Below are 25,912 nucleotides of genomic sequence, written 5' to 3'. Positions count from 1 at the left end.
GACGGCACCGGCCGGGCGCCTGTGGACAACTCGGGGCATGTGCGAACGGCCGTGCCCCTGGGGCAGTATGGCCCGCGATGCGCAGAGGACTCGTACACGTACTGGCGTGGCTGCTCGCGACGGGAGCGGCGGTCACGCTGTCGTGGTGGGGTGTCCACACGGTGATGGCGGGGACGGCGTACGACCCGCCGCGCGCGCTTCCGGTCAGGGCCGCCGGTCCGCACTCCCACGATGCGAAGTCCGCGTCCGGGGCGCCCTCCGCGTCGCCGGCCCCGTCCCGCGAGCGGCCGGTCCGGCCGACGGCGACGCCGGCGCCCGCGCGCACGCCGGCCCGCACTCCGTCCCCGTCCGCGTCCTCCTCCCCCACCGCGTCCGGCCGCATCAGGTCCTACGACACCGACGGCGGCCGGGCGGTGTTCGACCTGCGGGCTGCCGACGCCGCGCTCGTGTCGGCGACCCCGGCGACGGGCTGGTCGATACAGGTGTGGAAGACGGAGAGCTGGATCCGCGTGGAGTTCGGCCGGGGCGCGGACCGGGTGACGGTGTTCTGCGTCTGGCACGACGGGCCGCCGCGGGTCGAGGTCGGCACGTACTGACCCACCTCGGCGTGGTCGGGGCGCGGGGAAGGGGGGCGGCGTGCACGGTGCCGCCGGCGGGCCCCTAGCGGAACACCGAGGGCGGTGGTGCCGGGGAGGCCACCGCGGCCTCGTCCGTCACGGGCACGGCGCCTCCGGTGAAGTCGGTGAGCTGCCTGCCGTGTTCGACCCGGCCGGGGTGCGGGTCGGAGGCGGCGCGGCGGGTGAGTTCGGCGAGCGGCAGCGGGAGGTCGGAGGCGACCAGGACCGCGTTGCCGAAGCGCTTGCCGCGCAGCACGGCCGCGTCGGCGATCAGCGCGAGTTCGGCGAACCGGGCGGCCGCGGTGGCGATCTGGCCGCGCAGGTGCGCGAGCGGAGGGCCGTCGGCGAGGTTGGCCGTGTAGACACCGGAAGGCTTCAGGGCCCGCCTGACCTCGTCCAGGAACTCGGTCGAGGTGAGGTGGGCGGGGGTGCGGGCGCCGCTGAAGACATCGGCGACGACCAGGTCGGCCCAGCCGTCCGGCACCTTGGCGAGCCCCGCGCGCGCGTCGGTGGCCCGCACCCGGATGCGCGCGCCCGGGTCCAGCGGCAGCTCCCGGCGGACGAGTCGCACCAGGCTCTCGTCCCGCTCCACGACCTGCTGGGTGGAGCGGGGCCGGGTCGCGGCGACGTACCGGGCGAGGGTGAGCGCGCCGCCGCCGAGGTGCACGGCGTGCACGGGCTTGCCGGGCGGGGCGGCGAGGTCGATGACGTGGCCGAGTCGGCGCTGGTACTCGAAGGACAGGTACGCCGGGTCGTCCAGGTCGACGTGCGACTGGGGCGCGCCGTCGATCAGCAGCGTCCAGGCCCGCGCGCGGTCCGGGTCGGGGACGAGCTGGGCGAGCCCGCCGTCGACCGGCTCCTCGACCGCTGCCGCGGCCGACCCGCGCCGTGTGTTCCTCGACCTGCCCATCCCCCCATTTTCGCAGCCGCCGGGGGCAGGCGCGTCACCGGCAGTTGTCGGCCGCCTCGATCAGGCGGGCCGCCTCGCCCAGGGCCCGGCGCAGGACCACCGGGTCGGTGGCGAGGTCCGCCTCGCCGGGCGGCAGCAGCCAGTCGGAGCCCTCCACCGGCGGCTCGGGGTTCAACCGCAGCCCGCGTCCGTCGGTCTCGGTGCAGGTGCTGCCCGGCACGTCCCAGCCGGCGGCCGTACCGGCCGGCACCAGGAAGCCGAGGGTGCCGCAGCCGTCGTCGTGCAGCACGGGCCCGACCGCGTCCGCCGCGCCCCGCCGCAGGATGTCGACCGCCTCCAGCCCCTGCCGGGTCGGTACCGTGACGAGGTCGCACCTCGCGTCACCTCCCCCGCACGCGGACGACGACGGCGACGTACAAGGATCGTTGCTCTGGCTGGTCTCCATGCCGGCCTCCACCACACAGCCCTGTTGCGGTCCGTGAAGTCCAACGCGCGAGCCCGTCAACGGCAACGGCACAAGTGCGCCGCAAAGGATGGCACTTCATGGCAGATCGTGCATGAGATATCCGGTTTGTAGCCAAACAGCGCGTGGCGGGTCCTTCACAGCGGGTACGTTCGTGCCCGCCGGAACCAGGGCGTCACTCGGACAACTCGTCCCGAACCGCCCGGGTCCCGGCGTGGTTCGACGGTTCGCACGAGAGGACCCGGCCATGGCGTCGTCAACCGTGACCTCGTCCCAGCCCGAACGGCCACCACGGCCGAACCTCGCCTTCCGGCAGTTGCGCGGCCGGCGCTCACCAGCGGAGTTCGCGGCCCTGGTACGGCGGGCCGCGCGCGAGATCGGTGAGCGGGTGAGCTGTGACGCGCGCTACATCGGCAGGGTCGAGGCGGGTGAGATCCGCTGCCCCAACTACGCGTACGAACGGGTGTTCCTGCACATGTTCCCCGGCCGCACGCTCACCGACCTCGGCTTCGCGCCCCGCTCGGCCGTCCGCGGACGCGCGGCCCGTACGACGGCGGAGACGGCCCCCGCGCCGCGGGTGCCCGGTGAGTCCCGCGGGGCCGCGGAGCCGTACGAGTCCCGTGAGACCCACGGGTCACGCGACCGGCGGGACGCGCGGGAACGGGGCCCGCGTGCACCGCACCAGCTGTACGAACCGCACGAACCGTTTGCGAAAGACCCCCTGAACCACGAGGAGAGCGACGTGCTGCGTCGCGCATTCATGACCGGCGGTGGCGCCACCGTGGCCGCCGCCACGCTGGCCCCCCTGGGGCTCACCACCGGCGCCACGGCGGCGGAACGGCCGCTGCGGCGGGCCGGCACCTCCGAGGCGGCGGCGCTGGAGGAGGCCGTCCGCCGCATCCGGCTGCTCGACGACCGGCACGGCGCGGACGGCCTCTACCGGCGCGCCGCGGCCCCGCTGCGCGCGGCGTACGAGCTGCTCGACGCCGGCGCGACCCGGCAGACCACCGCCGACCGGCTGCACGCGGGCGCCGGTGAACTCGCCATCTCCGTCGGCTGGCTGGCCCATGACTCCGGCCGCTTCGACGACGCCCGCTCGCACTACGCGGAGGCGCTGGCCACCGCACGTATGACCGGCGATACCGCGCTGGAGGCGCACGCCTTCTGCAACACCGCGTTCCTGGCCCGGGACGCCGGGCGCCCCCGGGAGGCGGTACGGGCCGCGCAGGCCGCGCAGCGCGCCGCCCAGCCGCTCGGCTCGGACCGGCTGATGTCCCTGCTGGCGCTGCGCGAGGCGGGCGGCTGGGCGGGGCTCGCCGACCGCACCGGCTGCGCGCAGGCGCTGGCCCGGGCGCACGCCCTGTTCGAGCGGGGGCGCTCGGACGCCGACCCGGAGTGGATGAGCTTCTACGGAGAGGCCGAGCTGGAGGGGCTGGAGGCGCAGTGCTGGTCCACGCTGGGCGACTGGCGGCGGGCGTCCCGGCACGCGCGGCGGGCGGCGCGTCTGCAGGACCCCCACTTCACGCGGAACATCGCGCTGTACACCGCGGAGCTGGCCGACGACCTCGCCCGCGAGGGGCGTCCCGACGAGGCGGCGGAGGCGGGGCTGCGGGTGCTGGCGCTGCTGGACCAGGTCCAGTCCTCCCGCATCCAGACGATGCTGGCCGGAACGGCGCGGGTGCTGCTGCCGCACCGGCGGGCGTCGGGGGTGTCGGAGTTCCTGGACCGCCACGCGTCCGTTCCACGGCGGGTGTAACGGGTCGTCCGGTGCGGGCGGGGCCGGCCTGGTCACCGGTCCGCGGGACCGGCCGCGCCCGCACGCCGGGGCCCGCCCACCGTCACGGCCCCGCGCCCGGGCACCTCACCGGCCGGGGCCCGGCCGCACCCGTCCGGCCGGGTGCCCGGACCGGGCACGCCGTCAGCCCGTCAGGTGCCCCGTGTCGTTCCAGCTCTCGATCGCCGGTTCCCCGTAGGCCCAGCCCAGCACGGACAGCGACGTGGGGTTCAGCCGTATCCGCGCCGCGAAGTCCAGCCCCAGCCCCAGCCACCGCGCCCCGATCGACCGCAGGACGTGCCCGTGGGCGAAGACCAGGACGTCCCGGTCGGCCGAGCGGGCCCAGGAGACCACCTCGTCCGCGCGCGCGGTGACGTCGGCGAGGCTCTCGCCCCCGGGGACCCCGTCGCGCCAGATCAGCCAGCCGGGCCGCACGGCCTGGATCTCGGCCGGGGTCATGCCCTCGTAGGCGCCGTAGTCCCACTCCATCAGCGTGTCCCACGCCGCGGCGCGGTCCCCGAAGCCGGCCAGTTCGCACGTCTCCCGCGCGCGTGACAGCGGGCTGGTCCGCACCTCCGCGTCCGCCAGTCCGTCCAGCGGAGCGCGGTGCAGCCGCTCGCCGAGCAGCTTGGCCCCGCGCCGGCCCTCCTCCAGCAGCGGCACGTCGGTCCTGCCGGTGTGCTTGCCGGACAGCGACCACGCCGTCTGTCCGTGCCGGGCCAGCAAGATGCGCGGTGCCATGGGGTCACTCCGAAGGAACAAGCGGATGAACGACAGGGGGACGCACGACGAGTGGGTGCGGTCCTCCCATCATCGCGCACCCCGCTGCCAGGCAACCCGCCGGGCGATCTCCGCGTCTTCGAGGGCTGACACCCACCGGGTGTGATCCCGAGCGCCCGTCCTCGGCGGAGTAGGGACACCGTAAAGTGGCACGGTCGCCCGCCGGGCGCAGCCGCACAGCAGAAAGGGGAGGGCGATCGGATGCCGCAGACCGAGACACCGGGCACCGAGGTGGCCCCGCGACCCCGGCTGCGCTGGTGGACCGAGCTGCCGCTGATCGTGCTGGTCTACGGCTGTTACTCGGCCGGCCGGCTCCTCGCGCGCGGTGACGTCACCAGCGCCGTCGACCACGGCCTGGCGATCCTGCGCGTCGAGAAGGCCCTGCGCCTGAACGCCGAGCACCCGCTGAACCGGCTGTTCACGCGCGAGCCCTGGCTCGGGGTGCCGGCCGACTTCTGGTACGCCTCCCTGCACTACCTGGTCACGCCCGTGATCCTGGTCTGGCTGTTCCGCGCGCGTGCCGCGCACTACCGGGCGGCCCGCACCTGGCTGATGACGTCCACGTTCATCGGACTGATCGGCTTCACCCTGCTGCCGACCTGCCCGCCCCGCCTGCTCTCCGCCGGCCACGGCTTCGTGGACACGATGGCGCAGTACAGCGCGTACGGCTGGTGGGGCGGCGAGGCCAGCGCCCCGCGCGGCATGGGCGGCATGACCAACCAGTACGCGGCGATGCCGAGCCTGCACGTGGGCTGGGCGCTGTGGTGCGGTGTGATGCTGTGGCGGCACGGCGGCACGCGCCTGACAAAGGTCCTCGGTGTCGTCTACCCGCTGGTGACCGCGCTGGTGGTCATGGGCACCGCCAACCACTACTTCCTGGACGCCGTCGCGGGCGTGGCCGTGATGGGCGCCGGCCTGCTGCTGGCGCCGCGGCTGCTGCGGACGACGGACCTCGTGCGGACCCGGCTGTCCCGCCGTACCGCACCGGTCGCACCGGTCCCGCAGACCGCGGGTTCCCCGATTGTCAGTGCCGGATGCCAGACTTCGGCGGGTGAGCGAATTCCACGGCAGCGCGAGTCGCGGCTCGACCCCGCGGCCGGACCGGACGCCTCCCCCAGTGACGCGGGCGAAGGGGCTCCGGCACCGGCTCGCTGAGCTGCGCGGTCCCGACGTACCGGCCAAGGCCCTGGACGCCCGCGCCCTCGCGGCGCTGGCCGCCAACCCGGGCTGTTCCCGGCGGGCGATCCTGGACGGCGCCGGAGTGGACAAGGCCCGGCTGGCCGGTGCGCTGGGCGCGCCGGCCGGTTTCGGCCAGTCGCAGTTCGCGCTGACCCGGGGCAACGCGTTCGAGGCGCGGGTCAAGGCGGACGGCGGCGCCGAACTGCTGCGGCTGGCGCACGCCCGGCTGGACCCCGGCGCCGAACCGCCCGCCACGGCGGCCGTGCCCGATCTGACCGCGCACGGCCCCGAGGGGCGCACGGCCCGTACGGCGCTGGCGCTGCGCGAGGCCACGCGGGCCGGCGGCTGGACGCTGCTGGACCATCCGATGCTCGCCCTGGACGTGGCCGGTTCGCTCGCCTTCCTGGAGCCCGACGCGGTCGTGGTGCACCCGGACGGCAGCTGGTCGGTCGTGGAGATCAAGTCCTTCCCCATGGTGGACGGCGCGGCGGACCCGGCGAAGGTGGGCGCGGCGGCCCGCCAGGCGGCGGTGTACGTGCTCGCCCTGGAGGAGGTCGCGAAGCGTCTCGGCGCGGAGCCGGACGCGCCCGCCCCGGCAGGCGCTCCGGTGCCGCGGGTGCGCCACCAGGTGCTGCTGGTGTGCCCGAAGGACTTCTCCAACCTGCCCGCGGCCTCCGCCGTGGACGTCCGCAAGCAGCGCGCGGTCACCGCCCGCCAGCTGGCCCGGCTCACCCGCGTCGAGGAGATCGCCGACGCGCTGCCCGAGGGCACGTGCTTCGCGCCCGACCTGCCCGCCGAGGAGCTCACGGCGGCCGTGGAGGCGGTGCCGGCGACGTACGCGCCCGAGTGCCTGTCCGCCTGCGAACTGGCCTTCCACTGCCGGGATCGGGCCCGCGCGACCGGCGCGGTCACCCGGCTCGGCCGGCCGCTGCGGGCCGAGCTCGGCGGGCTCGCCACGGTCGAGGAGGTCCTGGCGGCGGCCCACGGCGTGAGCGGCGACCCTGACGACCCGGCGGTGGCCGCGCTGCGCCGGGCGGCGGCCCTGCGCGCGGAGGCGCTGCGGGAGGCCCGGGAAGCCGCCGAGGCCCGGGAAGCCGGGGAGGCGGTTTCGTGTCCCTGATCACCGCCCTCGCCCGGCTGGAGGCCGTCGGCACGGGCCGGGCGCAGCCCGCCGCGACCGTCCGCCACCGGCACCTGTCCCGCCACCCGCTGGTGTTCGTGCCGCTCACCACGGCCGGTGAGACGGGCGCCCCGCTCGGCGCACTGGTCGGCACCGACCGGGACGCGCCCCGGCTGCTCGTCGTACCGCAGCCCCGGGACCGCGATCTGCGCTTCACGTTCCTCGCCGACCTTGCCGACGTCGTCCTGCCCTACATCGACGCGTACGCCGGCTCCGTGGAGGCGGCCGAGCGCACCGAGACCGACCCGGAGACCGGCAAGCGGGTCAAGGTGGCGGCCGAACTGTGCGCGGACGCCCCCCAGCTGATCGTGCCGAGCCGCACGGGTCTGGACTTCGTACGGCTGCTGGGCCGCTCGATGCGGTTCCGGCGCACCGCCGAGCAGGACCCGGACGCGCCCTACCCGGCGCCGCCCCGGGTGCCGTTGCTCGGCCGCTGGCTGACCCACTACGGCGAGCGGGCCCGGGTCCCGGGCTCCTCGCTGCTGCTGGCCCTGACCGATGTGCTGTCCCGGCACTGGGCGACCGGCCAGTCCGGGCTGGAGGACGAACACCTCGGCGCGCTGCTGGCCTGGATCGACCCCCCGGAGGGCCTGACCGGCGCCGAGGCGGCCCGCCGGGCCGAACTCGCCAGGGACGCCGACGGACAGCTGCTCTGCCCGCCCGCCGGCCCCGCCACCGACCCGGCGTTCGACAACAGGCTGCTGGCCCCGGCGATCGAACGCTACGACCGCGCGCGGACGGCCCTGGCCGCCGCCGAGGACCCGCTGGAGGCCGACGACCGGCTGGCGGCGCTCGGCCGAGCCGAGCGGGAGGTCCGCGACCTGGTCGAGAGCCGTACCCGGCCCACCTGGGACGCGGTCTGGCGGGGGCTGGACCTGCTGCGGGCGCTGCCGGAGGGCGCGCACGTGGAGGGGCGCTGGACCCGGGACCGCTGGTCGTTCACCGGGCACCGGGACCGGGTGCTGGCCGGTGAGCCGCCGCAGCCGCGCCGGGACGACGCGGTGACGGCGGCGAACAAGCTGGCCACGCGCGAGCGCGAGCAGGCCCGGCTGGAGGCGCAGGAGGCGCTGGACGACCCGCTGGTGATGGCGGGGCGGCGGCTGGCCGGGGAGGCGTTCGCGGGCGAGGTGACCGACGTGGTGATGGCGTACAGCGAGGGCAGGCGGCCCAGCCCGCGCCCGCTGGTGACGGTCCGCACCGAGGACCGGCCGCATCTGGCTCAGCGGGCGAAGGTGTACCGCTCGCTGGGCGGCAAGCCGCAGTCGGCGGAGTTCGTCGGCCAGGAGGCCGACGGTGTGCTGGTCCTGCGCGTACTGGACAAGATGGGCCGCGGGAAGGAGCCGGAGCCCGGCTCGGTGCCGGAGAAGGGCGACCGGGTCTGCTTCACCCTGTTCGAGCACGAGCAGCGCGGCGGCGCGAAGCTGCCCGACCCGGAGCAGACCCCGTGGACGCACGGCGGCCCGCCGGGCGAACCGGCACCGGAGGCCCCCGACACCGTGACCGAGGAGGACGTGCTGTGACGACCGTCGACTTCGATCCCGGAGCCGCGGCCGGCCGCGCCACCGACGCGATCCTCCACGACACCCTGCACGGCGCCGAACGGGGCGTGGTCGTGGACTCGCCGCCGGGCGCCGGCAAGTCGACGCTGGTGGTCCGCGCGGCCCTGGAACTCGCCGGCGCGGGACGCCCCCTGATGGTGGTGGCCCAGACGAACGCCCAGGTGGACGACCTGGTCCTGCGGCTGGCCGAGAAGGACCCGGAGCTGCCCGTCGGCCGTCTGCACAGCAGCGACACCGACGCGTACGACGCGGCGCTGGACGCCCTGCCGCAGGTCCGCACGTCAGCGAAGGCGGCGGACCTGAACGGGCTGCCGGTCGTGCTGTCCACGGCCGCCAAGTGGGCGCACGTGAAGGTGGACGAGCCCTGGCGGCACGCGATCGTGGACGAGGCGTACCAGATGCGCTCCGACTCCCTGCTCGCCGTGGCCGGCCTGTTCGAACGGGCGTTGTTCGTGGGCGACCCGGGCCAGCTGGACCCCTTCTCCATCGTCGGCAGCGAGCAGTGGGCCGGTCTGCCGTACGACCCCTCGGCCTCGGCGGTCACCACCCTCCTGGCCCACAACCCGGACCTCCCCCAGCACCGCCTGCCGGTCTCGTGGCGCCTTCCGGCCTCGGCGGCGCCGCTGGTCTCGGACGCGTTCTACCCGTACACCCCGTTCCGCAGCGGCACGTCCCACGGGGACCGCCGGCTGACCTTCGCCGTCCCCTCCGACGGCTCCGGCCCGGACCGGGTGATCGACGAGGCCGCGGAGTCCGGATGGGGCCTGCTGGAGCTGCCCGCCCGGCACACCCCGCGCACGGACCCGGAGGCGGTGCGGGCGGTGGCGGCGGTGGTCCGCCGGCTGCTGGACCGGGGCGGCGCGGCCACGTCCGAGCGTGCGCCGGACCCCGTCCCCCTCACGGCCGACCGGATCGCCGTGGGCACGGCCCACCGCGACCAGGCGGCGGCGGTCCGCGCGGCCCTCGCCGACGCCGGCGTCCCGGACGTGACCGTCGACACGGCGAACCGCCTCCAGGGCCGCGAGTACGACGTCACGGTCGTGCTGCACCCGCTCTCCGGCCGCCCCGACGCCACCGCCTTCCACCTGGAGACGGGCCGCCTGTGCGTCCTGGCCTCCCGCCACCGCCACGCCTGCATCATGATCTGCCGCGCCGGGGTGACCGACCTGCTGGACGACTACCCCTCCACGGAACCGGTCCAGCTGGGAACGCTGGTGAAATTCCCGGACGGCTGGGAGGCGAACCACGCGGTCCTCTCCCACCTGGGAGAACACCGCGTCACCTGGCACCCCTGAGCCATGCCCCACCGCCTCCGCCCGGGGGGAATAAGCGGGGACTCTCTCCTGTTAGGGGTTCACGGACAGCCCACGCTCGCATCAGGAGGCGCACACCGTGTCGGCAGACGAGGCAGACGAGATCCGGGGCACCGCGCTCGGTACCGCCCCCGCCCCCCTCTCCGTACTGGACCTGGTGACCGTCGGCGCGGGCAGTACCGCCACCGACGCCCTGCGCACCAGCGTCGCGCTCGCGCGGTTCACGGAGTCCCGCGGCTTCCACCGGTACTGGGTCGCCGAGCACCACTCCATGCCCGGTGTGGCCTCCTCCTCCCCCGCCGTGATCCTCGCCCACCTCGCCGCCCACACCGACCGCATCCGGCTCGGCTCGGGCGGTGTCATGCTGCCCAACCACGCCCCGCTGGTGATCGCCGAGCAGTTCGGCACGCTGGAGGCGCTGGCCCCGGGCCGGATCGACCTGGGCCTCGGCCGGGCGCCGGGCACGGACGGGGCGACGGCCGCGGCCCTGCGCCGCACCGACACCCTCAACGAGGGCGCCGACGACTTCCCGCAGCAGCTCGCGGAGCTGACCCGGTTCCTGGACGACGACTTCCCGGACGGCCACCCCTACCGCCGCATCCACGCGATCCCGGGGCCCGTCCAGGGCAGCGCCCCCGGCGGGGTCCAGTCCGCGCACCGGCCGCCGGTCTGGCTGCTCGGTTCCTCCGGCTTCAGCGCGCGCCTGGCCGGTCTGCTCGGCCTGCCGTTCGCCTTCGCGCACCACTTCTCCGCGCAGAACACCATCCCGGCGCTCGACCTGTACCGGGAGACCTTCCGGCCCTCCGGCGTCCTCTCCGAGCCGTACGCCCTCATCGGCGTCTCCGCCCTCGCCACGGACGACGAGCGGGAGGCCCGCCGGCAGAGCAGGGCGATGGCGCTGAACATGATCCGGCTGCGCACCGGCCGCCCCGGTCTGTTCCCCGACCCGGAGGAGGCCGAGCGGCACGAGTTCAGCCCGATGGAGGAGGAGTTCGCCGCCTCCTGGACGGCCAACATCGTGCAGGGCACGGCCGACGAGGTCCGCGCCGGACTGGACGACCTGCACAAGCGCACCGGTGCCGACGAGCTGATGATCACCTCGCACGCGCACCGCGGTGAACTCCGCATGCGCTCCTACGAACTGATCGCGGACGCCTACGGGTTGCCGACCGCGTAGGCCTGCGCCCCCAGCAGCTCGGAGATACGATCCGGCGGCACCGGGCGGGAGTACAGCCAGCCCTGCCCGGTGTCGCAGCCGATCCGGCGCAGCCGGGTGGCCTGGGCGGAGGTCTCCACGCACTCCGCGGTGACCGTCAGACCGAGCCGGTGGGCGAGCTGGATCATCGCCTCCACGATGACCTCGTCGGCCGGGTTGGGGGCGATGGCCTTCGTGTCGCCGTCGTACTGGAAGCCCCGCACGAAGGAGCCGTCCAGCTTCAGCGTGGAGACCGGCAGCCGGCTGAGGTAGGCGAGGTTCGAGTAGCCGGTGCCGAAGTCGTCGATGGCGATGCGCACACCCATGTCGCTGAGGGCCTGGAGGGCCTGGAGCGGGCGTCCGGCCGAGCCCATCACCGCCGACTCGGTCAGCTCCAGCTGGAGCAGCTGCGGGGCGAGTCCGGTCTCGGCGAGGATCTCGGCCACGTCGGCCACCAGGTCCGAGTCCCACACCTGCCGTACGGCGACGTTGACGCTGACGAAGATGGGCGGTTCGCCGGGGTGGTCCAGCTGCCAGCGGCGGGCCTGCCGGCAGGCGGTGTGCAGCGCCCAGCGGCCGAGCTGCACGATCGAGCCGTCCTCCTCGGCCAGTCCGATGAACCGATTCGGCGTCAGGGTGCCGAACTGCGGGTGGTGCCAGCGGATCAGGGCCTCGACGCCGTTGAGCCGGCCGTCCTCCATGGCCACCAACGGCTGGTACTCGAGGGCGAATTCCTCGCGTTCGATGGCGGGCCGCAGGGTGGAGGACAGCGCCTGACGGGTCATGCGGTGGGCGTTGCGCTCGGGGTCGAACAGGGTCCAGCGGCCCTTGCCGTCGGCCTTCGCCCAGTACAGCGTGGTGTCGGCCGCCTGCATCAGCCCGGTGGCCGTCGTGCCGGCCGCGTGCCGCTCGACGACGCCGATGGACGCGGTCAGCGAGAGCCGCTGGCCGGCCAGGTCGAAGGGTTCCTCCAGCGCCTTCAGCGCGGACTCGGCGAGGTCGGCGAGCTGTTCGGTGCCGGTGGAGTCCTCCACCAGCAGCGCGAACTCGTCGCCGCCGAGCCGGGCCACCAAGGGGGTCGCGGCGCGGGCGTACCCGGTCTCGTCGGCGACCCGGGTCAGGCGTTCGGCGACGGCCGCGAGGAGCCGGTCGCCGACGCGGTGGCCGAGGGTGTCGTTGACCGCCTTGAAGCCGTCCAGGTCCAGGTAGCACAGGCCGATCCGGCCGGTGCCGCCCTCCTCGTACGACTCGGCCTCCAGCGCGGCCGTCAGGCGTTCGAAGAACAGTGTGCGGTTGGGCAGCCGGGTCACCGGATCGTGCATCTGCAAGTGCCGTAGCCGGGCCTGGAGTTCGCGCCGGGAGCTGATGTCGGCGACCGACAGCAGGACGCCGGGTTCGCCGGTCAGCGGGGTGACGGTGACCTGCACCCACAGCGAGTGTCCCTCGGGGTGCTTCACCCGGCGGGTGCAGCGCAGGCGGGCCTGCCGGCCGCGCAGCACCTCGTGGTAGGCGTGCCGGGTCCGGGCGTCGGCGGCCAGGTCCACCAGGTCGGCGGCGACCCGTCCGACGAGGGTGCCGGGGTCGGCGCCGAGCAGGTCGCCGAGGGCGGCGTTGGCACCGACGACGAGTCCCCCGGGGGCCACGACCGCCATGGCGAGCGGGGCGGTCGCGAAGACACGGTGGTAGGTGGTGTAGTGACTGTCTGTGACGGCTGACCGGTCGAGGTCTGCCGCGGGCGTCGGCCCTTCGGACGTTCCGCTCACCGCTCGCTCCCGCAGTGCACTCGATCTGTGTCCGTGCCTGTCCGTGCCGGAAAGTGTGCCGATCATAGAGGCTGGCTCCGGGCCCTTCCAGCCGGTGTCCAGTGTCCCGGACCCAGCACAGGTTCTGACAGATCGTTTCTGCCCGCACCTGGACGGGTTCTTCAGGCCGCCGACCAGTTGTGACGTTCCGTGAGTGTTTCGGGGATGTCGAGCGCCGGGGCGCGCCGGGGCGCAATGAGGGCGCGTTCACCCTTCTGGTGCAGGTAAACAGGGCAAAACACATCGATTGCCAGCAATCTGGGTGCGGGTCCCGAACCGCATCCGGAGGTCACGTCCGTGCCCAAGCTGCGCAGCACCGCCGCCGTGTGCACCACGATGTCGGCGCTCGCCGCGACCTCGATCCTCGGCGGCCCGTCGGCCGCCGAGCCCTTCTCCCCGGCCCCCTGCGCGCTGCACCGCACACAGGCCCACCATTCGGAGGGCGTCGACAGCTGGAATCCCGCCTACACCCGCCCGACCGGTGCGCTGGACGCCGTGATGATCTTCCTGTCCTTCCCGGACGCCACCCCGCGCACCACCCCCGCCGAACTCGCCGCCGACCACTTCCCGGCCACCAGCCGCTTCTACGCGCAGGCGTCCTACGGCAGGTTCACCCTGCGCCCGCACCCGCTGGGGCGCTGGCTGCGCATGCCGCGCCCGTCGACGTCGTACGCCATGCGGCGGGACTGGGACCCGGAGGACCGGGCCGCCTACCTGCGCGACGCGTTCGCCGTGGCCGACAGGGAGGTCGACTTCTCGCGCTACCCGATCGTGTACCTCGTCGCCGACCCGGACGCGCCCGGAGTCGACTCGGACGCCACGAAGGTCGTCAACCTGGAGACCCCGCTGCACGTCGACGGCACCGCCATCCGGCGGGTCGTCACCGTGTTCGAGCACCATCCGCCGGACCGGCTGGTCCTCGCCCACGAGACCGGCCATGTCTTCGACCTGCCCGACCTCTACCACCGCCCGGTCGACGGCAAGGGCGACTGGGACACCTACGTGGGTGACTGGGACCTGATGGGCAGCCAGTTCGGGCTCGCCCCCGACCTGTTCGCCTGGCACAAGTGGCGGCTCGGCTGGCTGGATCCGCGCCAGGTGGTGTGCGTGCGCGGCACCGCGCCGACCCGCCTCACCCTGGAGCCCCTCGAGGCCGGGCCCGGCGTGCCGGCGCCGGGGGCGGGCGACGGTCCCGGCTTCGGCCTCGGGCACGGCGTCAAGCTGGCCGTGGTGCGCACCGGACCGGACAGTGCCCTCGCCTTCGAGGCGCGCGACTCGGCCGGCAACGACCGGATGTCCTGCCGGCAGGGCATCCTGGTCTACCGGGTACGCGGCGCCGCCGAGTCCGGCGACGGCCCGATCCAGGTCGTGGACGCCCACCCGCGCACCGAGGCCTGCTGGGAGAACTCGGTCTACGCCCCCCTCGCCGACGCGCCGGTCTCCCTCGGGGAGAGCTTCACGGTGCCCGGGCAGGGGGTGCAGGTCGAGGCGGAGGGGCGGACGGCCTCCGGGGCGTGGACGGTGAAGATCACACCGGCGGTGGGTGACTGACCGGCACCGGCCGGCCGTGCGGCTGGGCCGGGCCGCCACGCGACGGGCTGCTCGTATACGAAAACGGCGGGCCTGATTCTTTCGAACCAGACCCGCCGTTTCCTTCGCGTGCGCCGCCAGGGACTCGAACCCCGGACCCGCTGATTAAGAGTCAGCTGCTCTAACCAACTGAGCTAGCGGCGCCTGCTGACGTCGTAGACCTTAGCATCCTGGTCGGCGGGAGGAAAAATCGATATCCGCACGGCAGGCCGGGCCGCCCGCACGGCCGCCCAGAGCAGCACCTCGGGCCCCGGCAGCCACGGGTGCCGGGTGTCCGGGGCGACCAGCCAGCGGGCGGCGCCACTTGCGTCGTCGCAGTTCAGGGGCGGTGCGGTGATCGCGTCGCCGATGCCGTGGCACAGCAGCGGCGGTACCGCGCGGGCCCGCCGGGACCCCCACTCCTCCCAGTCCAGCAGCGACGGCAGCCGCTGGGCCGTCCCCGGGGCCGCGAACAGCAGCGTCCGCCCCCGGAACACCGCGACAGGGCCCGAGCCCGCGCCCTCGTCCCAGAGCCGGTCCAGCATGCGGCGGCCGAAGACCGTGGGCGCGCTCACCACGTCGAAGACGGTGCCGCAGGGCAGGACGACCGGGGCGTCCGGGCGCTCCTCCCACAGGGCGAGGGTGCTGCGGGGGTACGGTGCCGCCGAGGCGAGCCAGGCGACGCCGTCGGCGCTGACACGGGTGACGTTCGGGGCGCTGGTCATGACACCCAGGTCTACAGCGAGTGAGCGGACCGTTCTCCTGGGTTGCCGAAAACCGGGACAGCGGCGTCGGGGAGGAGTATCTTGCCCGCCTGGCATATGCCGTGCGGGTGCCCCAGGAGGCCGGGGGGTGCCGCGAGCGTCAGACGGGGTCGGCGCCGGACCGTCCCTCGCCCTCTCCGCGCATCAGGTCCCGCCCGAACTCGACCATCTTCTTCGCGTAGTCCTCCGTCCACTCCGCCCGCTCGGCGATGTCCGCCGGGGTCAGCCGGTCGAACCGGCGCGGGTCGGCGAGCTGGGCGGCCGCGATGGCCTGGAACTCCACGGCCCGGTCGGCGGCCGCGCGGAACGCCTGCGTCAGCTCCGTCGCCCGGGCCAGCAGCGCCCGCGGGTCGTCGATCGACTCCAGGGCGAAGAAGTGCTCGGGGTCGGCGGCCGCCTCCGCCGGCTCGAAGAGCAGGGGCGCGGGGCGTAGCCGCGGTTCGTGACGACGCGGCGTGGGCTCCGCCATGTCTGGTCTCCTCCTCGTACGGTTCGGTGGGCGCCGCCTTCAGGTGGGCCACCGTCCATTGTCCCGCGCCGGCGCAAGAGGCCCCCCGGCCGGCCGGGCCGCGTCCCGGCGTGATCCGAACGAGAGGCCCTAGACCTGCACCAGCGGCTGCCGGGTGAACAGGGTGCCGAGGGCCGGTGCGTTCACCCGGCGGTCCGCGAGCCTCAGCCCCTCCCAGACCGTGACCTGGTTGGCGGTGAGCACCGGCTTGGACAGGGCCTTCTCCAGGAGGGAGAGGTGCGCGGCCGTGTGCAGGGCCGTGTCCGGCAGCAGGACGGCCTCCGCGTCGGCGGAGTCGGCCGCGCGTGCCAGCGTCAGCACGTCCTCCTCGCCCCAGCCGCCGGCCTCCGCCGCCGTGAGGACCCCCGAGGACCGGGTGCCGGCCACCTCCAGGCCGCCGGCCCGCAGGAACTCGGCGAACAGCGCGGTGACGTCCTCGGGGTAGGTCGCGCCGACTGCGACCCGCCGTACGCCGATCTCCCGGGCCGCGTGCACGAAGGCGAACGACGTCGACGATGCCGGCATGCCGGCCACCCGGGCCAGGTTGCGCACCTGCTCCTGCGCGCCCTCCCAGCCGTGCACGAAGCCGCCGCTGGTGCACGCCCACACCACCGTCTCGACGCCGGACAGCCGCAGCCCCTCCAGGCCCTGGGCCAGCCGGTCGGCGGAGCCCAGCTCGCGCAGGGCGTCCACCCGGTGCGCGTCCTCGCCGATGTCGGTGTGGACCAGGTCCACCCGGATGTCGCTGCCCAGGAGCTGCTCGATGCGTGGATAGTCGTCCTCGGCAAAGTGGCCCGGGTAGAGGAATCCGAGTGCGGTCATGTCCAGCCTTCCTGCGTCTGGTCGGGCGGTGCGGGCCGTGCACGGGCAGCCGCGTCGAGCAGCGGCCGACAAGGCCCCACGGTCCGGGTACCCAATCGGCGCGGCGCAGCCCACATCGTGACCGGCCGGCCGGGATCACCGCCCCTGGCCCGCCCCGGTCTCACGCTGGGAGACCGGCGGGCAACGCATCGTGGGTACGCCCGTGTTGACGAAGGTGGGCCGGGGTGCGAGCGTGGTCCATCCGCGCGCTGTCAGCGCATGTCAGACGCCGGGAGCCAGCCCGCATGACGCCGACCCTCCCCACCGTTCTCGTCCTCGACGCCGATCCGCCGCCCCGGCTCGGCCGTCTCACCGGCCGCGCCCGGATCCTGCGCACGGACGCGGCGCACCTGGCCGAGCGGCTGCCCGGCGCGGACGTGCTGCTGGTGTGGGACTTCACCTCGCACGCGGTGCGGCGGGCGTGGCCCGGCGAGGGGCCCCGGCCGCGCTGGGTGCACACCGCGAGCGCCGGCGTGGACCATCTGATGTGCCCGGAGCTGGTCGCGTCGGACACGGTGGTGACGAACGCGCGCGGGATCTTCGACCAGCCGGTCGCCGAGTACGTGGCGGCCCTGGTGCTGGCCGCCGCCAAGGACCTGCCGCGGACCCTGGAGCTCCAGCGGGAGCGGGTCTGGCGGCACCGGGAGACGCGGCGGGTGGCGGGCACGCGCGCGTGCGTGGTCGGCTCGGGCCCGATCGGCCGGGCGATCGTCCGGACGCTGAAGGCCCTGGGGGTGACGACGGCCCTGGTCGGGCGGGTGCCGCGCATCGGTGTGCACGGCCCGGACGACCTGGACCGGCTGATCTCCCGCGCGGACTGGGTGATCGCGGCGGCTCCGCTGACCGAGCGGACGTACCGCATGTTCGACGCGCACCGGTTCGGCGTGATGCAGCCCTCGGCGTTCTTCGTGAACGTCGGCCGGGGCGACCTGGTCGACGAGGAGGCCCTCGCCCGCGCGCTGGCCCGGCGCTGGATCGCGGGCGCGGCCCTGGACGTGTTCACGACCGAACCGCTGCCCGGGGACAGCCCGTTGTGGGGGCTGCCGGGGCTGGTCGTGTCCCCGCACATGAGCGGGGACACGGTCGGCTGGCGGGACGAACTGGGCGCGCAGTTCGTGGAGTTGTACGAGCGGTGGGCGGCGGGCAGATCCCTGCCCAACGTGGTCGACAAGACGCGCGGGTACGTGCCGGGCCACTGAACAGCCGGCGCGCGTCGGCCGGAGGGCGTGTCACCGGCCCGGAGAACCAGGGCGCATAGCCTGATTCCGCTTGGGTAGCCGCGCCGCCATGGCTCCACCACTTGGCAAGGACGTGCACACTCTCCGGCCGGACCACGGGCACACCCGGCGCTCGGTGCTCGCGGGTCTCGCCGCCTTCGGCGCGCTGGGCGCGGCGGGCTGCACCCGGGTGGCGTCGGCGTCCGGGAAGAACGGCGGCGACCTGCTGGACCGGCTGCGCGCGCAGGGTGTCGTACGGCTCGGGATCGCCGGGGAGATCCCCTTCGGGTACATCGACAGGAACGGCGAGCTGACCGGGGAGGCGCCGGAGCTGGCGAAGGCGGTCTTCAAGCGGCTCGGCGTGGACCGGGTGCAGCCGGTGCCGACGGAGTTCGGCTCGCTGATCCCCGGACTGAAGTCGCAGCAGTTCGACGTGGTGGCCGCGGGCATGTACGTCACCCCGGACCGCTGCGAGCAGGTGATCTTCGCCGATCCCGACTACCGGATGCCGGACGCCTTCGTCGTCCGCAAGGGCAACCCGCTGGGCCTGCGCACCTACGCGGACGCGCTGCGCAGGCACGCCAAGGCGGCCACCGGCACCGGGTACGCGCAGATCCAGCACGCCGTGGAGGCGGGCTACCGGGAAAGCGACCTCGTCATCGTGCCGGACCAGGTCGCCGGGCTGAACGCGGTGGAGTCGGGGCGGGTCGACCTGTTCGCGGCCACGGCCGTCACCGCCCGGCTCGTCGCCCGGGGCTCCGCCAAGGCCGAGTCGACCGAGCCGTTCGTCGCGCTCGTCGACGGAAGACCGAAAGTGGACGGCGGCGCGTTCGCGTTCCGGCCGGAGGAGACCCGGCTGCGCGACGCCTTCAACGCCGAGCTGCGCAAGCTGCGCCGCAGCGGTGAGCTGTACCGGATCGTACGGCCGTTCGGCTTCACCAAGGCCGAGATGACGACCCTGACCGCGAAGGAGTTGTGCGGCTGATGACTGCGGGACTCTGGGAACTCGTCCTGCGGGGCACGGGCACCACGCTCCAGTTGCTGGTGTACGGCGCGCTGCTCGCCACCGCGGTGTCGTTCGTCGTCGGTGCCGCCCGCACCCACCGGTCGCGGCTCGTCCGCTTCGTCGCGGCGTTCTACACCGAGGTGTTCCGCGGCATCTCGGCGCTGGTGATGATCTTCTGGGTGTTCTTCGTGCTGCCGGTCGCGTTCGGCTGGCAGCTGGTGCCGATGTGGGCGGGCACGCTCGCGCTGGGCCTGACCTACGGCGCGTACGGCGCGGAGATCGTGCGCGGCGCCCTCGCGGCGGTGGACCCGGCCCAGCTGGAGGGCGGGATCGCGCTCGGCTTCTCGCCCTGGCAGCGGCTGCGGCTGATCCTGCTGCCGCAGGCGGTGCCGGAGATGATCCCGTCCTTCTCCAACCTGCTGGTCGAGCTGCTCAAGGGCACCGCGCTGGTGTCCATCACGGGCATGGGAGACCTGGCCTTCAGCGGCAACCTGGTCCGTCTCGCCCTCCAGCAGAGCGGCCGGATCTACGCGTACCTGCTGCTGATCTACTTCGTGATCGCGTTCCTGCTCACCCGTGGGATGCGGGGTCTCGAGCGCCGGCTCAAGGCGGGGGTGGCCCGATGACCTGGGACTGGGGAGCGGTCGCCGATTTCCTGCCGTACTTCTGCAAGGGCCTGGTCGTCACCCTGGAGGCGCTGGCCCTGGGGTCGCTGATCTCGTTCGCGCTGGGGCTGGTGTGGACGCTGCTGCTGCGGACGCCGACCCGGTGGGTGCGCTGGCCGGTGGGGGTCCTCACGGAGTTCGTGCGGGACACCCCGCTGCTGGTGCAGCTGTTCTTCCTGTTCTACGTGCTGCCCGAGGCGGGTGTGACCCTGTCCCCTCTGACCACCGGCGTCCTCGGGCTCGGGCTGCACTACTCGACATACACGATGCAGGTCTACCGCGCCGGCATCGAGGCGGTGCCGGCGGGCCAGTGGGAGGCCGCGACCGCGCTCAGCCTGCCGGTGCGGCGGACCTGGACGGCGGTGGTGCTGCCGCAGGCCGTGCGCCGGGTGGTGCCGCCGCTCGGCAACTACGTCATCGCGATGCTGAAGGACACGCCGATGCTGATGACCATCGGCGTGCTGGAGATGCTGGGCCGGGCGCGGCTCGTCTCCCAGCAGCACTTCCAGTTCACCGAGCCCCTGACGGTGATCGGGGTCGCCTTCATCGTCGTCTCCTACCTGGCCTCCCTTTGTCTGCGCACCCTGGAGCGACGCCTTGTCCGTTGAGACCCGCAAGCAGCCGGCCGTGACCGGCACCCTGCCGACCGAGCTGATCCGCCTGGAGGGCGTGACCAAGCGGTTCGGGGACAACACCGTCCTCGACGGCCTGGACCTGTCCGTGGACGCGGGCCGGCACGTCACCCTGATCGGTCCGTCCGGCTCCGGCAAGACCACGATCCTCAGGCTGCTGATGACCCTCGCGAAGCCGGACGAGGGCACGATCACCGTGGACGGGCAGCGGCTGTTCCCGGCGCCGGAGAAGCAGGTCCGGGAGGTCCGCAAGAAGATCGGGATGGTGTTCCAGCAGTTCAACCTGTTCCCGAACATGTCGGTGCTGCGGAACCTCACCGAGGCGCCGGTCCGGGTGCTCGGCCTGTCCGGGGACGAGGCGGAGGCGCGGGCCCGGGAGCTGCTGGACCTGGTGGGCCTGGCGGACAAGTGCGACGCGAAGCCGACCCGGCTGTCCGGCGGGCAGCAGCAGCGGGTGGCGATCGCCCGGGCGCTGGCGATGCGGCCCCGCGTGCTGCTGCTGGACGAGGTGACCTCCGCACTCGACCCCGAGCTGGTCGCGGGCGTGCTCGACCTGCTGCGGGACATCGCGCGCAGCACGGACATCACGATGCTGTGCGTGACGCACGAGATGGGCTTCGCCCGGGACATCTCCGACCAGGTGCTGATGTTCGACGCGGGCCGGGTCATCGAGGCGGGGCCGCCGGAGAAGATCTTCGGCGACCCGGAGCGGGAGCGCACGCGGGATTTCATCAGCGCGGTGCTGTGAGGCGCGCTGCTGTGGGGCGCACTGCCGCGAAAGTGCGCTGCCGTGGGGCGCACTGCCGCGAAAGTGCGCCCCGTGCGCGGGGCCACGGCGGAACGGCCGAGGTCCACTCGCTGGGGAATGACCCTGGCATATGCCAGCGGGTTTTCGCCCCGGTTGGCGGCACGGACGCGCGGGGCGCAATCTCGCAACCCCCTGCCCCCCGTGCCGCTTTGACGGCTATCGTGGAGACGATCCGCCGACCCGGGTCGTGGCCGAGGGGGAACGACATGAGGATCGAGCCGACCGCCCCGTACCACTCCGCGCAGGACGCGCTGCGCGTCCTGGAGACCGTGGCCCGGCACCCCGCCGGCGCCACCGACACCGAACTGGCCCGCCGCACCGGCCTCGGCACCGAGCGGCTCACCGCCCTGCTGCGCATGCTGCGCCGGGAGGGGTACGTCGAGCAGATCGGCGACGGGGCCTACGTCACCGGGGACACCCTGCGCCGGATCACCTCGGCGCACGACCGGGAACGCGCCCTGCGCGAGAAGCTCCAGCTCACCCTGGACCGGCTGCGCGACTCGGTCGGCGCGGCCGTCTACCTCAGCCGGTACCTCGACGGCGAGGTCCGGGTCACCCAGTACGCCGCCGGGCCGGCCGCCCCGGCGGTCAACGAGTGGGTGGACTTCCGCTACTCCGCCCACGCCACCGCCGTGGGCAAGAGCCTGCTGACCCAGCTGGACCACAACGCCCGCCGCGATCACCTCTCCCGGCACAAGATGGCCCGCCTCACCTCGCGCACCATCACCAGCGACAAGCTGCTGCTGTCCCGTCTGGAGTCGCAGCCGCCGACGGTGCCGGTGCTCGATCTCCAGGAGTACGCGGTCGGCACGGTCTGCGCGGCCGTACCGCTCACCGCGGGCTCCACGGTCGGCTGCCTGGCCGTCTCGCTCCCGCTGGAGCACGCGCACCGGCTGAAGCGGGCGGCGGAGACGCTGAACCGGAACGCGGCTCCGGTGGTCCTCTCGCTGACGCTCTGAGGGGCACACGGGTGGTCACGAGCACCCCGCGGGACCAGGTAGTATTTTCTCTGTCGCCGGCCGCGGGGAGCACAACCCGAGGCGGGCGGGAGTCATGCGCCGCTAGCTCAGTTGGTTAGAGCAGCTGACTCTTAATCAGCGGGTCCGGGGTTCGAGTCCCTGGCGGCGCACGTGATCGAAGGCCCCTCGCGCAAGCGGGGGGCCTTCGGCGTTCAGGCGTGGAGGGCTACGGCAGCAGGCCGGCGGACTCGGAGAACATCATGTGAGCCACGGCCATGAAGCCGATGCAGAAGGCGCCGGCCACGCCGAGGAAGACCAGTCCGGCACCGGTGCCGACGGCGAGCCTGCCGCGTGCCGGGGGCAGCGCGGTGGCGCGCCCGGGAAGCTCCGGCAGGTAGCGCACGGTCACGACGTCGCCCTCCAGGACGGTCGCGGGGCCGTCCTCCTCCTCGAAGCGGACCGTGCGGCCCTCCCGAGTGGTGAACTCGTAGACGTGGTGCACGGTCGTGCGCACCGAGGTGTCCCCGCCGCCCCCGCTGGTCGTCGTGAACATCCGCAGACAGCGCGCCTCGGCGGTCAGCCCGTGCGCCCACGTCCTGCTGATCCGTCGAGCGCGGCGGACCAGCAGGTACGCGGCGGACCCGATGCCCGCGAGCATGAGGGCCGGAACGGCGTAGAAGAGTGACTCGAACATGAGGTTCCCCCGAGGAAGGTCCGCCGCTGCCGGTCGAGCGGTGTGGCGGGAACCTACCCGGCGCGCGGGGCGCCGGGCCTCAAGGGAACCTCAGTTCCCGTCCCGTGACGGAGCGGGGATCAGAAGGTGACGTCGGAGCAGGCGTAGAACGCGTTGCCCGTGTCGGCGATCGTCCACACCGCGAGGATGACGTGGTGTCCGCTCAGACCGGTCGGCAGGGTGCCGCTGTGGCTGAGGGTGGCCGGCGGGCGCTGGCCGTTGTAGGGCACCGTCAGGAACGGGGTGAGGTTGATGTCCGAGCGGGAGAGGTTGTGGTTCTGGTTCCAGCCCGGCTTGGTGACGTAGTACTTGAAGTCCGTCGTGGCGTGCATGGCGGTGAACTGCCAGCGGAACGTGTACGACTGGCCGCCCGTGACCTTGGTGGTGGGCCAGGCCGCGCCGGACGGCGTCGTGGGCGCGCTGAGCGGGGCGAACTGGCTCAGGCCCGCGTTGCAGAGCTGACCGTCGGCGGGGCCGCCGGCCGGGAAGCCCTTGGGGCCCTCGACGCTCTGCGGTTCCCACTGGATCTGGCCGCAGTTCGCCACGGTGCCGTTCTGGCAGAGCTTCTGCCTGCTGATGGGGAGGTCGGTGTAGCCGTGCCCGCTGGCGCCGCCGGTGGAGAGCGCGAACGCTCCGGCGGTCACCGCGCCCAGCACGACCGCGGACAACTTGGTCTTGGTGCGCATGCTGCCGCTCCTGGAGAACGTGGGGAGTTCGGTGAGCCGTGCAGAGTAGGTCTAGACCAAGCCTCAGATTATTGCCACGAGTTGAACATGTCCATACCAATCGCGGACCGGTCGCGCGCCCGCCGCCCACCGGCTCACCACGACCGCCCCTACACCGGTTCGCCGCGCCCCGAGCAGAACGCCACCGTCAGGTCGCGGACCAGCACCTTGCGCTCGTAGTCGTCCAGTTCGACCAGACCGCGCACGGTCAGCCGGGTCACCGTGTCCTCCACCGAGTCCACGACCGAGCTGAGCATGCTGGCCCGCTGCCGGGCGTCCAGCGCGGCGATCCGCCGCCGGTGCACCGCCCCGGCCACCTCCGGCGCGTACTCCACCCGGACCGGCCGCACCGAGAACACCTCGACGCCGACCGGCGCCGTCTCCGCCGCCACCAGCCGGGTCAGCGCGGCCCCGGCCGCCGTCGCCCCGCCCCGCGTCCCGCCCGCCGGCTCCACCGGCACCCGGGCCAGCGCGGACTCCACGCACTCCCGCAGGTACGTCTCGTGGTCGTCGATGGCGAGCAGGGCCCGCGCGGTGTCCCGCACCCGCCACACCACCAGCACCACCACCCGCAGCGCCATTCCGTCGGGGTCCGCCGCCGGCATCGCCTCGCTGCGCCAGTGCCGCAGCCGCACGTCCACCCGGCGGCGCGGCACCAGCGGGTTCACCCACAGCAGCCCGGTGCGCCGGACCGTCCCCCGGTACCGCCCGAACAGCCCCAGCACCCAGGCCCGTCCGGTCCGTCCCCGGGCCAGCCCGCCGAAGCCGAACGCCCCGAACAGCCCGGCCCCGGCGTACGCGGCCCACTGCGCGGGGCCGAGACCGCCGCCCGGGTCCGCCGGCAGGCCCAGCGCCCGCGCGGCGAGCGGCGGGAGCAGCCCCGCCCACCAGGTGGTGGCCAGACAGCCGGTGACCCCGCACACCCCGGCGAGCACCCCGGCCGCCCCGGGCAGCACCCGCGCCGGGCGTTCCGCCAGATCCGGGTCGACCTCCGGCAGCGGCCGTCCGCGCGCCGGTGCCGGGCACCTGAGCCGGGGCTGTTCGCCGGTGCCCTGCCGACGGGCCACCACGGCCGGCCGGAGCGGCACCTTCACCGGGTCGGCATCGTCCCGGAAGAGCAGGTGGACGGGGATCTCGGTGGTGGCCTCGTTGCAGATCACACGGGCCGGCCGGGTGCCGGGGCCGGCGGCCGTGCCCTGCGACTGCCCCTCGGACCCGGGCGGCGTGTGGGATGTGGTCGTACTCATGCGTGCTCCAGCCTCCGCGCCAGACGCGTCATGAACAGGGGGTGGGGGGTGGGATGCCGGGCCGGTCAGGCGAACAGGCGGCGCCACGTCTCCGGCCCCGGGTAGCCGTCCGCCGCCCCGCCCCGCCAGCCCTGGGCGCGCTGGAAGGCCTCGACCGCGCGCCGGTCCTCCTCGCCCCAGCGCGGGCCCGGGCCGTGGGCGTAGAACCGGCCGAACCCCTTCTTCACCAGCTGGGCGCCGAGCCGGGTGACGTGGTCGTTGCTCTGGCCCGGCCGGAAGTAGGCGCGGCCCGGATAGCCGGGGACGCCGTGCGAGGCGGGACCGGTGGCCGGGGACGCGATGTCCTTGCCCCGGCCCGTGCTCAGCAGCTCCCAGGTGCGCCGGCCGGGGATCCCGTCGGCGTCCGCGCCGGTCCAGCCCTGGGCCCGCTGGAACGCCTCGGTGGCCCGCCGGTCCGCCGCGGCCCACTTCGGCCCCGGCCCTTCGGGGTAGTAGGAGGCGCCGCCCCGGGCGATCAGCATCCGGCCGAGCAGGGTGACGTACGCGTTGTCGGCGCCGGGGCCGAAGTGGGCCGTGCCCGGGTAGGGCACCGCCGCCTTCCCGCCGGGTGCCGGCCGGGCGGCCCCGGACTTCGTCACGCCCTTGTAGCGGTAGGGGACGTACTTGTCGGTGTTGTTCCAGTACGGGTAGGGGGTGGTCTGGCTGCGGGTGCGCGGGGGCGTCTGCTCGTAGACCGTGTAGGAGGTGTGCGTGTGGTCCGTCCAGCCGCCGAAGATCACGACGTGGGAGCCCTTCTCGGGGTTGTCGGGATTGTGGTAGAGCAGGATGTCGCCGGGTTGCAGCTCCTCCTTCTTGATCTTGACGCCGAACTGGCCGAGGCTGCCGGTCCACTCGTTGCCCGGCAGCCCCCAGGCCATGGAGACGTAGCCCGAGCAGTCCTGCCGGTAACCGTCGGACCAGAAGTCGTACATGCTGTACGGCACCTTGGCGGCCACCCAGACCTTGGCCCGGTTGATGATCTGGGTCCGGGTGGTGGCGGGGGTGGGAACGGTGTCCGGCTCAGCGGGCCGGCCCGCCCGGCCGTGCAGGGGCGCCCTGCCACCCTGCGGGGTGTCGGGCACGCCGTCGCCGGGCAGGGCCTGCCGGTGCGGGAAGTGGCCGGGGGTGACGGCGGCGGCGGGCGCGACCGTGCCGAGCGCGGCGGACGCGGCGGCCACGACGACGGCCCCGCGGGCCGCCGGACGACCGCGGGTGAGCAGGGAACGGAGAGTCGGCCGGCGCCCGTGGACGCAGCCGGGACAGTCGCAGTCGCTCGCGGGGTCGATGTCCTCGAACAGCGGAGCGGTCATGCGATCTGCCTCACATTCGGGGGTGGTTTGTCCGCGAGTGTGCACGTTGATCAGTTTCCCAACTGGGCACAAAACGCGCATTTTGACGGTCCGAATG

25 protein-coding genes, 2 tRNA genes and 1 pseudogene are annotated in these 25,912 nt (G+C 74.0%); 15 read left to right on the top strand and 13 right to left on the bottom strand.

Going from position 1 to position 25,912, the window contains the following annotated elements:
- Positions 1-77 precede the first annotated feature (77 nt).
- Positions 78-596: a hypothetical protein gene (locus LG395_RS17205; RefSeq protein WP_171155939.1), complete on the top strand. Its 519-nt coding sequence runs from the start codon at positions 78-80 to the stop codon at positions 594-596.
- Positions 597-660: 64 nt separating this feature from the next.
- On the opposite strand, the gene LG395_RS17200 is transcribed toward LG395_RS17205, so the two are convergent.
- Together LG395_RS17200 and LG395_RS17195 are read right to left on the bottom strand one after the other, a co-directional pair.
- On the bottom strand, positions 661-1,527 hold the full coding sequence (locus LG395_RS17200) for a spermidine synthase (RefSeq protein ID WP_171155937.1): 867 nt from the start codon (positions 1,525-1,527) through the stop codon (positions 661-663).
- 34 nt (positions 1,528-1,561) lie between these two features.
- Positions 1,562-1,972: a hypothetical protein gene (locus LG395_RS17195; RefSeq protein WP_171155935.1), complete on the bottom strand. Its 411-nt coding sequence runs from the start codon at positions 1,970-1,972 to the stop codon at positions 1,562-1,564.
- Between the two features lie 265 nt (positions 1,973-2,237).
- Between LG395_RS17195 and LG395_RS17190 the strand changes: the two genes are divergently transcribed.
- Positions 2,238-3,746, top strand: a complete 1,509-nt coding sequence (locus LG395_RS17190; protein ID WP_171155933.1) for an NsdA family TPR-like regulatory protein — start codon at positions 2,238-2,240, stop codon at positions 3,744-3,746.
- A gap of 162 nt (positions 3,747-3,908) precedes the next feature.
- Here the strand turns inward: LG395_RS17190 and LG395_RS17185 are convergent, their stop codons facing one another.
- Complete coding sequence (locus LG395_RS17185; RefSeq protein WP_225810338.1) at positions 3,909-4,505, bottom strand: histidine phosphatase family protein; 597 nt, start codon at positions 4,503-4,505, stop codon at positions 3,909-3,911.
- 240 nt (positions 4,506-4,745) lie between these two features.
- Between LG395_RS17185 and LG395_RS17180 the strand changes: the two genes are divergently transcribed.
- From LG395_RS17180 to LG395_RS17160, 5 genes are all read left to right on the top strand, one after another.
- A complete protein-coding gene (locus tag LG395_RS17180) occupies positions 4,746-5,699 on the top strand; it encodes a phosphatase PAP2 family protein (protein WP_171155929.1) in 954 nt (317 codons plus the stop codon).
- Positions 5,662-6,843 carry a hypothetical protein gene (locus LG395_RS17175; protein WP_225810337.1) on the top strand — a complete coding sequence of 394 codons (1,182 nt, stop codon included), beginning with the start codon at positions 5,662-5,664 and terminating at the stop codon, positions 6,841-6,843. The genes LG395_RS17180 and LG395_RS17175 overlap by 38 nt, the downstream gene beginning before the upstream one ends.
- Complete coding sequence (locus LG395_RS17170; RefSeq protein ID WP_225810336.1) at positions 6,834-8,423, top strand: amino acid adenylation domain-containing protein; 1,590 nt, start codon at positions 6,834-6,836, stop codon at positions 8,421-8,423. Before LG395_RS17175 ends, LG395_RS17170 begins: the two co-directional genes overlap by 10 nt.
- The gene (locus LG395_RS17165) at positions 8,420-9,757 is read left to right on the top strand and encodes an AAA domain-containing protein (RefSeq protein ID WP_225810335.1); all 1,338 of its coding nucleotides are present in this window, start codon (positions 8,420-8,422) and stop codon (positions 9,755-9,757) included. Before LG395_RS17170 ends, LG395_RS17165 begins: the two co-directional genes overlap by 4 nt.
- Before the next feature lie 97 nt (positions 9,758-9,854).
- The gene (locus LG395_RS17160) at positions 9,855-10,952 is read left to right on the top strand and encodes an LLM class flavin-dependent oxidoreductase (protein WP_225810334.1); all 1,098 of its coding nucleotides are present in this window, start codon (positions 9,855-9,857) and stop codon (positions 10,950-10,952) included.
- On the opposite strand, the gene LG395_RS17155 is transcribed toward LG395_RS17160, so the two are convergent.
- Positions 10,931-12,733: a putative bifunctional diguanylate cyclase/phosphodiesterase gene (locus tag LG395_RS17155; RefSeq protein ID WP_171155919.1), complete on the bottom strand. Its 1,803-nt coding sequence runs from the start codon at positions 12,731-12,733 to the stop codon at positions 10,931-10,933. The two genes, LG395_RS17160 and LG395_RS17155, sit on opposite strands and share 22 nt — an antisense overlap.
- 375 nt (positions 12,734-13,108) lie before the next feature.
- On the opposite strand from LG395_RS17155, the gene LG395_RS17150 reads away from it, so the two are divergent.
- On the top strand, positions 13,109-14,323 hold the full coding sequence (locus tag LG395_RS17150) for a M6 family metalloprotease domain-containing protein (RefSeq protein ID WP_225810433.1): 1,215 nt from the start codon (positions 13,109-13,111) through the stop codon (positions 14,321-14,323).
- Between the two features lie 109 nt (positions 14,324-14,432).
- Here the strand turns inward: LG395_RS17150 and LG395_RS17145 are convergent.
- The 5 genes and pseudogenes from LG395_RS17145 to LG395_RS41955 form a co-directional block, all read right to left on the bottom strand.
- Positions 14,433-14,506, bottom strand: a tRNA-Lys gene (locus tag LG395_RS17145).
- Positions 14,497-15,066 (bottom strand): bifunctional DNA primase/polymerase, encoded by a 570-nt coding sequence (locus LG395_RS17140; RefSeq protein ID WP_225810333.1) that lies wholly within the window; start codon positions 15,064-15,066, stop codon positions 14,497-14,499. The genes LG395_RS17145 and LG395_RS17140 overlap by 10 nt, the downstream gene beginning before the upstream one ends.
- Before the next feature lie 139 nt (positions 15,067-15,205).
- Positions 15,206-15,574 carry a DUF8844 domain-containing protein gene (locus LG395_RS17135; RefSeq protein WP_171155915.1) on the bottom strand — a complete coding sequence of 123 codons (369 nt, stop codon included), beginning with the start codon at positions 15,572-15,574 and terminating at the stop codon, positions 15,206-15,208.
- Between the two features lie 129 nt (positions 15,575-15,703).
- Positions 15,704-16,435, bottom strand: a complete 732-nt coding sequence (locus LG395_RS17130; protein WP_225810332.1) for a maleate cis-trans isomerase family protein — start codon at positions 16,433-16,435, stop codon at positions 15,704-15,706.
- A pseudogene (locus tag LG395_RS41955) lies at positions 16,432-16,557 on the bottom strand (maleate cis-trans isomerase family protein); the annotation flags it as partial. The gene LG395_RS17130 and the pseudogene LG395_RS41955, both read right to left, overlap by 4 nt.
- A gap of 162 nt (positions 16,558-16,719) precedes the next feature.
- On the opposite strand from LG395_RS41955, the gene LG395_RS17120 reads away from it, so the two are divergent.
- The 7 genes from LG395_RS17120 (at position 16,720) to LG395_RS17090 (ending at position 21,931) form a co-directional block, all read left to right on the top strand.
- A complete protein-coding gene (locus tag LG395_RS17120) occupies positions 16,720-17,673 on the top strand; it encodes a D-2-hydroxyacid dehydrogenase (RefSeq protein WP_225810331.1) in 954 nt (317 codons plus the stop codon).
- Between the two features lie 88 nt (positions 17,674-17,761).
- Positions 17,762-18,676 carry an ectoine/hydroxyectoine ABC transporter substrate-binding protein EhuB gene (ehuB, locus tag LG395_RS17115; RefSeq protein WP_225810330.1) on the top strand — a complete coding sequence of 305 codons (915 nt, stop codon included), beginning with the start codon at positions 17,762-17,764 and terminating at the stop codon, positions 18,674-18,676.
- Positions 18,676-19,323, top strand: coding sequence for an ectoine/hydroxyectoine ABC transporter permease subunit EhuC (gene ehuC / locus LG395_RS17110; protein WP_171155908.1), 648 nt, complete (start codon positions 18,676-18,678; stop codon positions 19,321-19,323). Before ehuB ends, ehuC begins: the two co-directional genes overlap by 1 nt.
- A complete protein-coding gene (gene ehuD, locus LG395_RS17105) occupies positions 19,320-19,970 on the top strand; it encodes an ectoine/hydroxyectoine ABC transporter permease subunit EhuD (protein WP_171155906.1) in 651 nt (216 codons plus the stop codon). The genes ehuC and ehuD overlap by 4 nt, the downstream gene beginning before the upstream one ends.
- Positions 19,960-20,742, top strand: a complete 783-nt coding sequence (gene ehuA / locus LG395_RS17100; RefSeq protein ID WP_225810329.1) for an ectoine/hydroxyectoine ABC transporter ATP-binding protein EhuA — start codon at positions 19,960-19,962, stop codon at positions 20,740-20,742. Before ehuD ends, ehuA begins: the two co-directional genes overlap by 11 nt.
- A gap of 266 nt (positions 20,743-21,008) precedes the next feature.
- Positions 21,009-21,761, top strand: coding sequence for an IclR family transcriptional regulator (locus tag LG395_RS17095; protein ID WP_171155902.1), 753 nt, complete (start codon positions 21,009-21,011; stop codon positions 21,759-21,761).
- Positions 21,762-21,857: 96 nt separating this feature from the next.
- Positions 21,858-21,931 (top strand) — tRNA-Lys (locus tag LG395_RS17090).
- A 56-nt stretch (positions 21,932-21,987) separates the two neighbouring features.
- Here the strand turns inward: LG395_RS17090 and LG395_RS17085 are convergent.
- The 4 genes from LG395_RS17085 to LG395_RS17070 form a co-directional block, all read right to left on the bottom strand.
- Positions 21,988-22,455 carry a DUF3592 domain-containing protein gene (locus LG395_RS17085; protein ID WP_225810328.1) on the bottom strand — a complete coding sequence of 156 codons (468 nt, stop codon included), beginning with the start codon at positions 22,453-22,455 and terminating at the stop codon, positions 21,988-21,990.
- A gap of 119 nt (positions 22,456-22,574) precedes the next feature.
- Positions 22,575-23,180, bottom strand: coding sequence for a lytic polysaccharide monooxygenase auxiliary activity family 9 protein (locus LG395_RS17080; protein WP_225810327.1), 606 nt, complete (start codon positions 23,178-23,180; stop codon positions 22,575-22,577).
- Between the two features lie 149 nt (positions 23,181-23,329).
- Positions 23,330-24,466: an SPFH domain-containing protein gene (locus LG395_RS17075; protein WP_225810326.1), complete on the bottom strand. Its 1,137-nt coding sequence runs from the start codon at positions 24,464-24,466 to the stop codon at positions 23,330-23,332.
- A gap of 65 nt (positions 24,467-24,531) precedes the next feature.
- Positions 24,532-25,815 carry a peptidoglycan-binding protein gene (locus tag LG395_RS17070; protein ID WP_225810325.1) on the bottom strand — a complete coding sequence of 428 codons (1,284 nt, stop codon included), beginning with the start codon at positions 25,813-25,815 and terminating at the stop codon, positions 24,532-24,534.
- Positions 25,816-25,912: the final 97 nt, after the last annotated feature.

Origin of the sequence: Streptomyces spinosus (assembly GCF_020400655.1) — a bacterium.
In the GTDB taxonomy this organism is placed as follows: Bacteria; Actinomycetota; Actinomycetes; order Streptomycetales; family Streptomycetaceae; genus Streptomyces; species Streptomyces argyrophylli.
The sequence above is the reverse complement of the archived record's forward strand: the minus strand, read 5'-3'. Positions and strand labels throughout refer to the sequence as shown.

Bases quoted from the DNA above. Each gene is read 5' to 3' on its own strand.
- LG395_RS17205 (WP_171155939.1), top strand. From the start codon at position 78: ATGCGCAGAGGACTCGTACACGTACTGGCGTGGCTGCTCGCGACGGGA.
- LG395_RS17200 (WP_171155937.1), bottom strand. From the start codon at position 1,527: ATGGGCAGGTCGAGGAACACACGGCGCGGGTCGGCCGCGGCAGCGGTC.
- LG395_RS17195 (WP_171155935.1), bottom strand. From the start codon at position 1,972: ATGGAGACCAGCCAGAGCAACGATCCTTGTACGTCGCCGTCGTCGTCC.
- LG395_RS17190 (WP_171155933.1), top strand. From the start codon at position 2,238: ATGGCGTCGTCAACCGTGACCTCGTCCCAGCCCGAACGGCCACCACGG.
- LG395_RS17185 (WP_225810338.1), bottom strand. From the start codon at position 4,505: ATGGCACCGCGCATCTTGCTGGCCCGGCACGGACAGACGGCGTGGTCG.
- LG395_RS17180 (WP_171155929.1), top strand. From the start codon at position 4,746: ATGCCGCAGACCGAGACACCGGGCACCGAGGTGGCCCCGCGACCCCGG.
- LG395_RS17150 (WP_225810433.1), top strand. From the start codon at position 13,109: ATGTCGGCGCTCGCCGCGACCTCGATCCTCGGCGGCCCGTCGGCCGCC.
- LG395_RS17140 (WP_225810333.1), bottom strand. From the start codon at position 15,066: ATGACCAGCGCCCCGAACGTCACCCGTGTCAGCGCCGACGGCGTCGCC.
- LG395_RS17135 (WP_171155915.1), bottom strand. From the start codon at position 15,574: ATGGCGGAGCCCACGCCGCGTCGTCACGAACCGCGGCTACGCCCCGCG.
- LG395_RS17130 (WP_225810332.1), bottom strand. From the start codon at position 16,435: ATGACCGCACTCGGATTCCTCTACCCGGGCCACTTTGCCGAGGACGAC.
- LG395_RS17120 (WP_225810331.1), top strand. From the start codon at position 16,720: ATGACGCCGACCCTCCCCACCGTTCTCGTCCTCGACGCCGATCCGCCG.
- ehuB (WP_225810330.1), top strand. From the start codon at position 17,762: ATGGCTCCACCACTTGGCAAGGACGTGCACACTCTCCGGCCGGACCAC.
- ehuC (WP_171155908.1), top strand. From the start codon at position 18,676: ATGACTGCGGGACTCTGGGAACTCGTCCTGCGGGGCACGGGCACCACG.
- ehuD (WP_171155906.1), top strand. From the start codon at position 19,320: ATGACCTGGGACTGGGGAGCGGTCGCCGATTTCCTGCCGTACTTCTGC.
- LG395_RS17095 (WP_171155902.1), top strand. From the start codon at position 21,009: ATGAGGATCGAGCCGACCGCCCCGTACCACTCCGCGCAGGACGCGCTG.
- LG395_RS17085 (WP_225810328.1), bottom strand. From the start codon at position 22,455: ATGTTCGAGTCACTCTTCTACGCCGTTCCGGCCCTCATGCTCGCGGGC.
- LG395_RS17080 (WP_225810327.1), bottom strand. From the start codon at position 23,180: ATGCGCACCAAGACCAAGTTGTCCGCGGTCGTGCTGGGCGCGGTGACC.
- LG395_RS17075 (WP_225810326.1), bottom strand. From the start codon at position 24,466: ATGAGTACGACCACATCCCACACGCCGCCCGGGTCCGAGGGGCAGTCG.
- LG395_RS17070 (WP_225810325.1), bottom strand. From the start codon at position 25,815: ATGACCGCTCCGCTGTTCGAGGACATCGACCCCGCGAGCGACTGCGAC.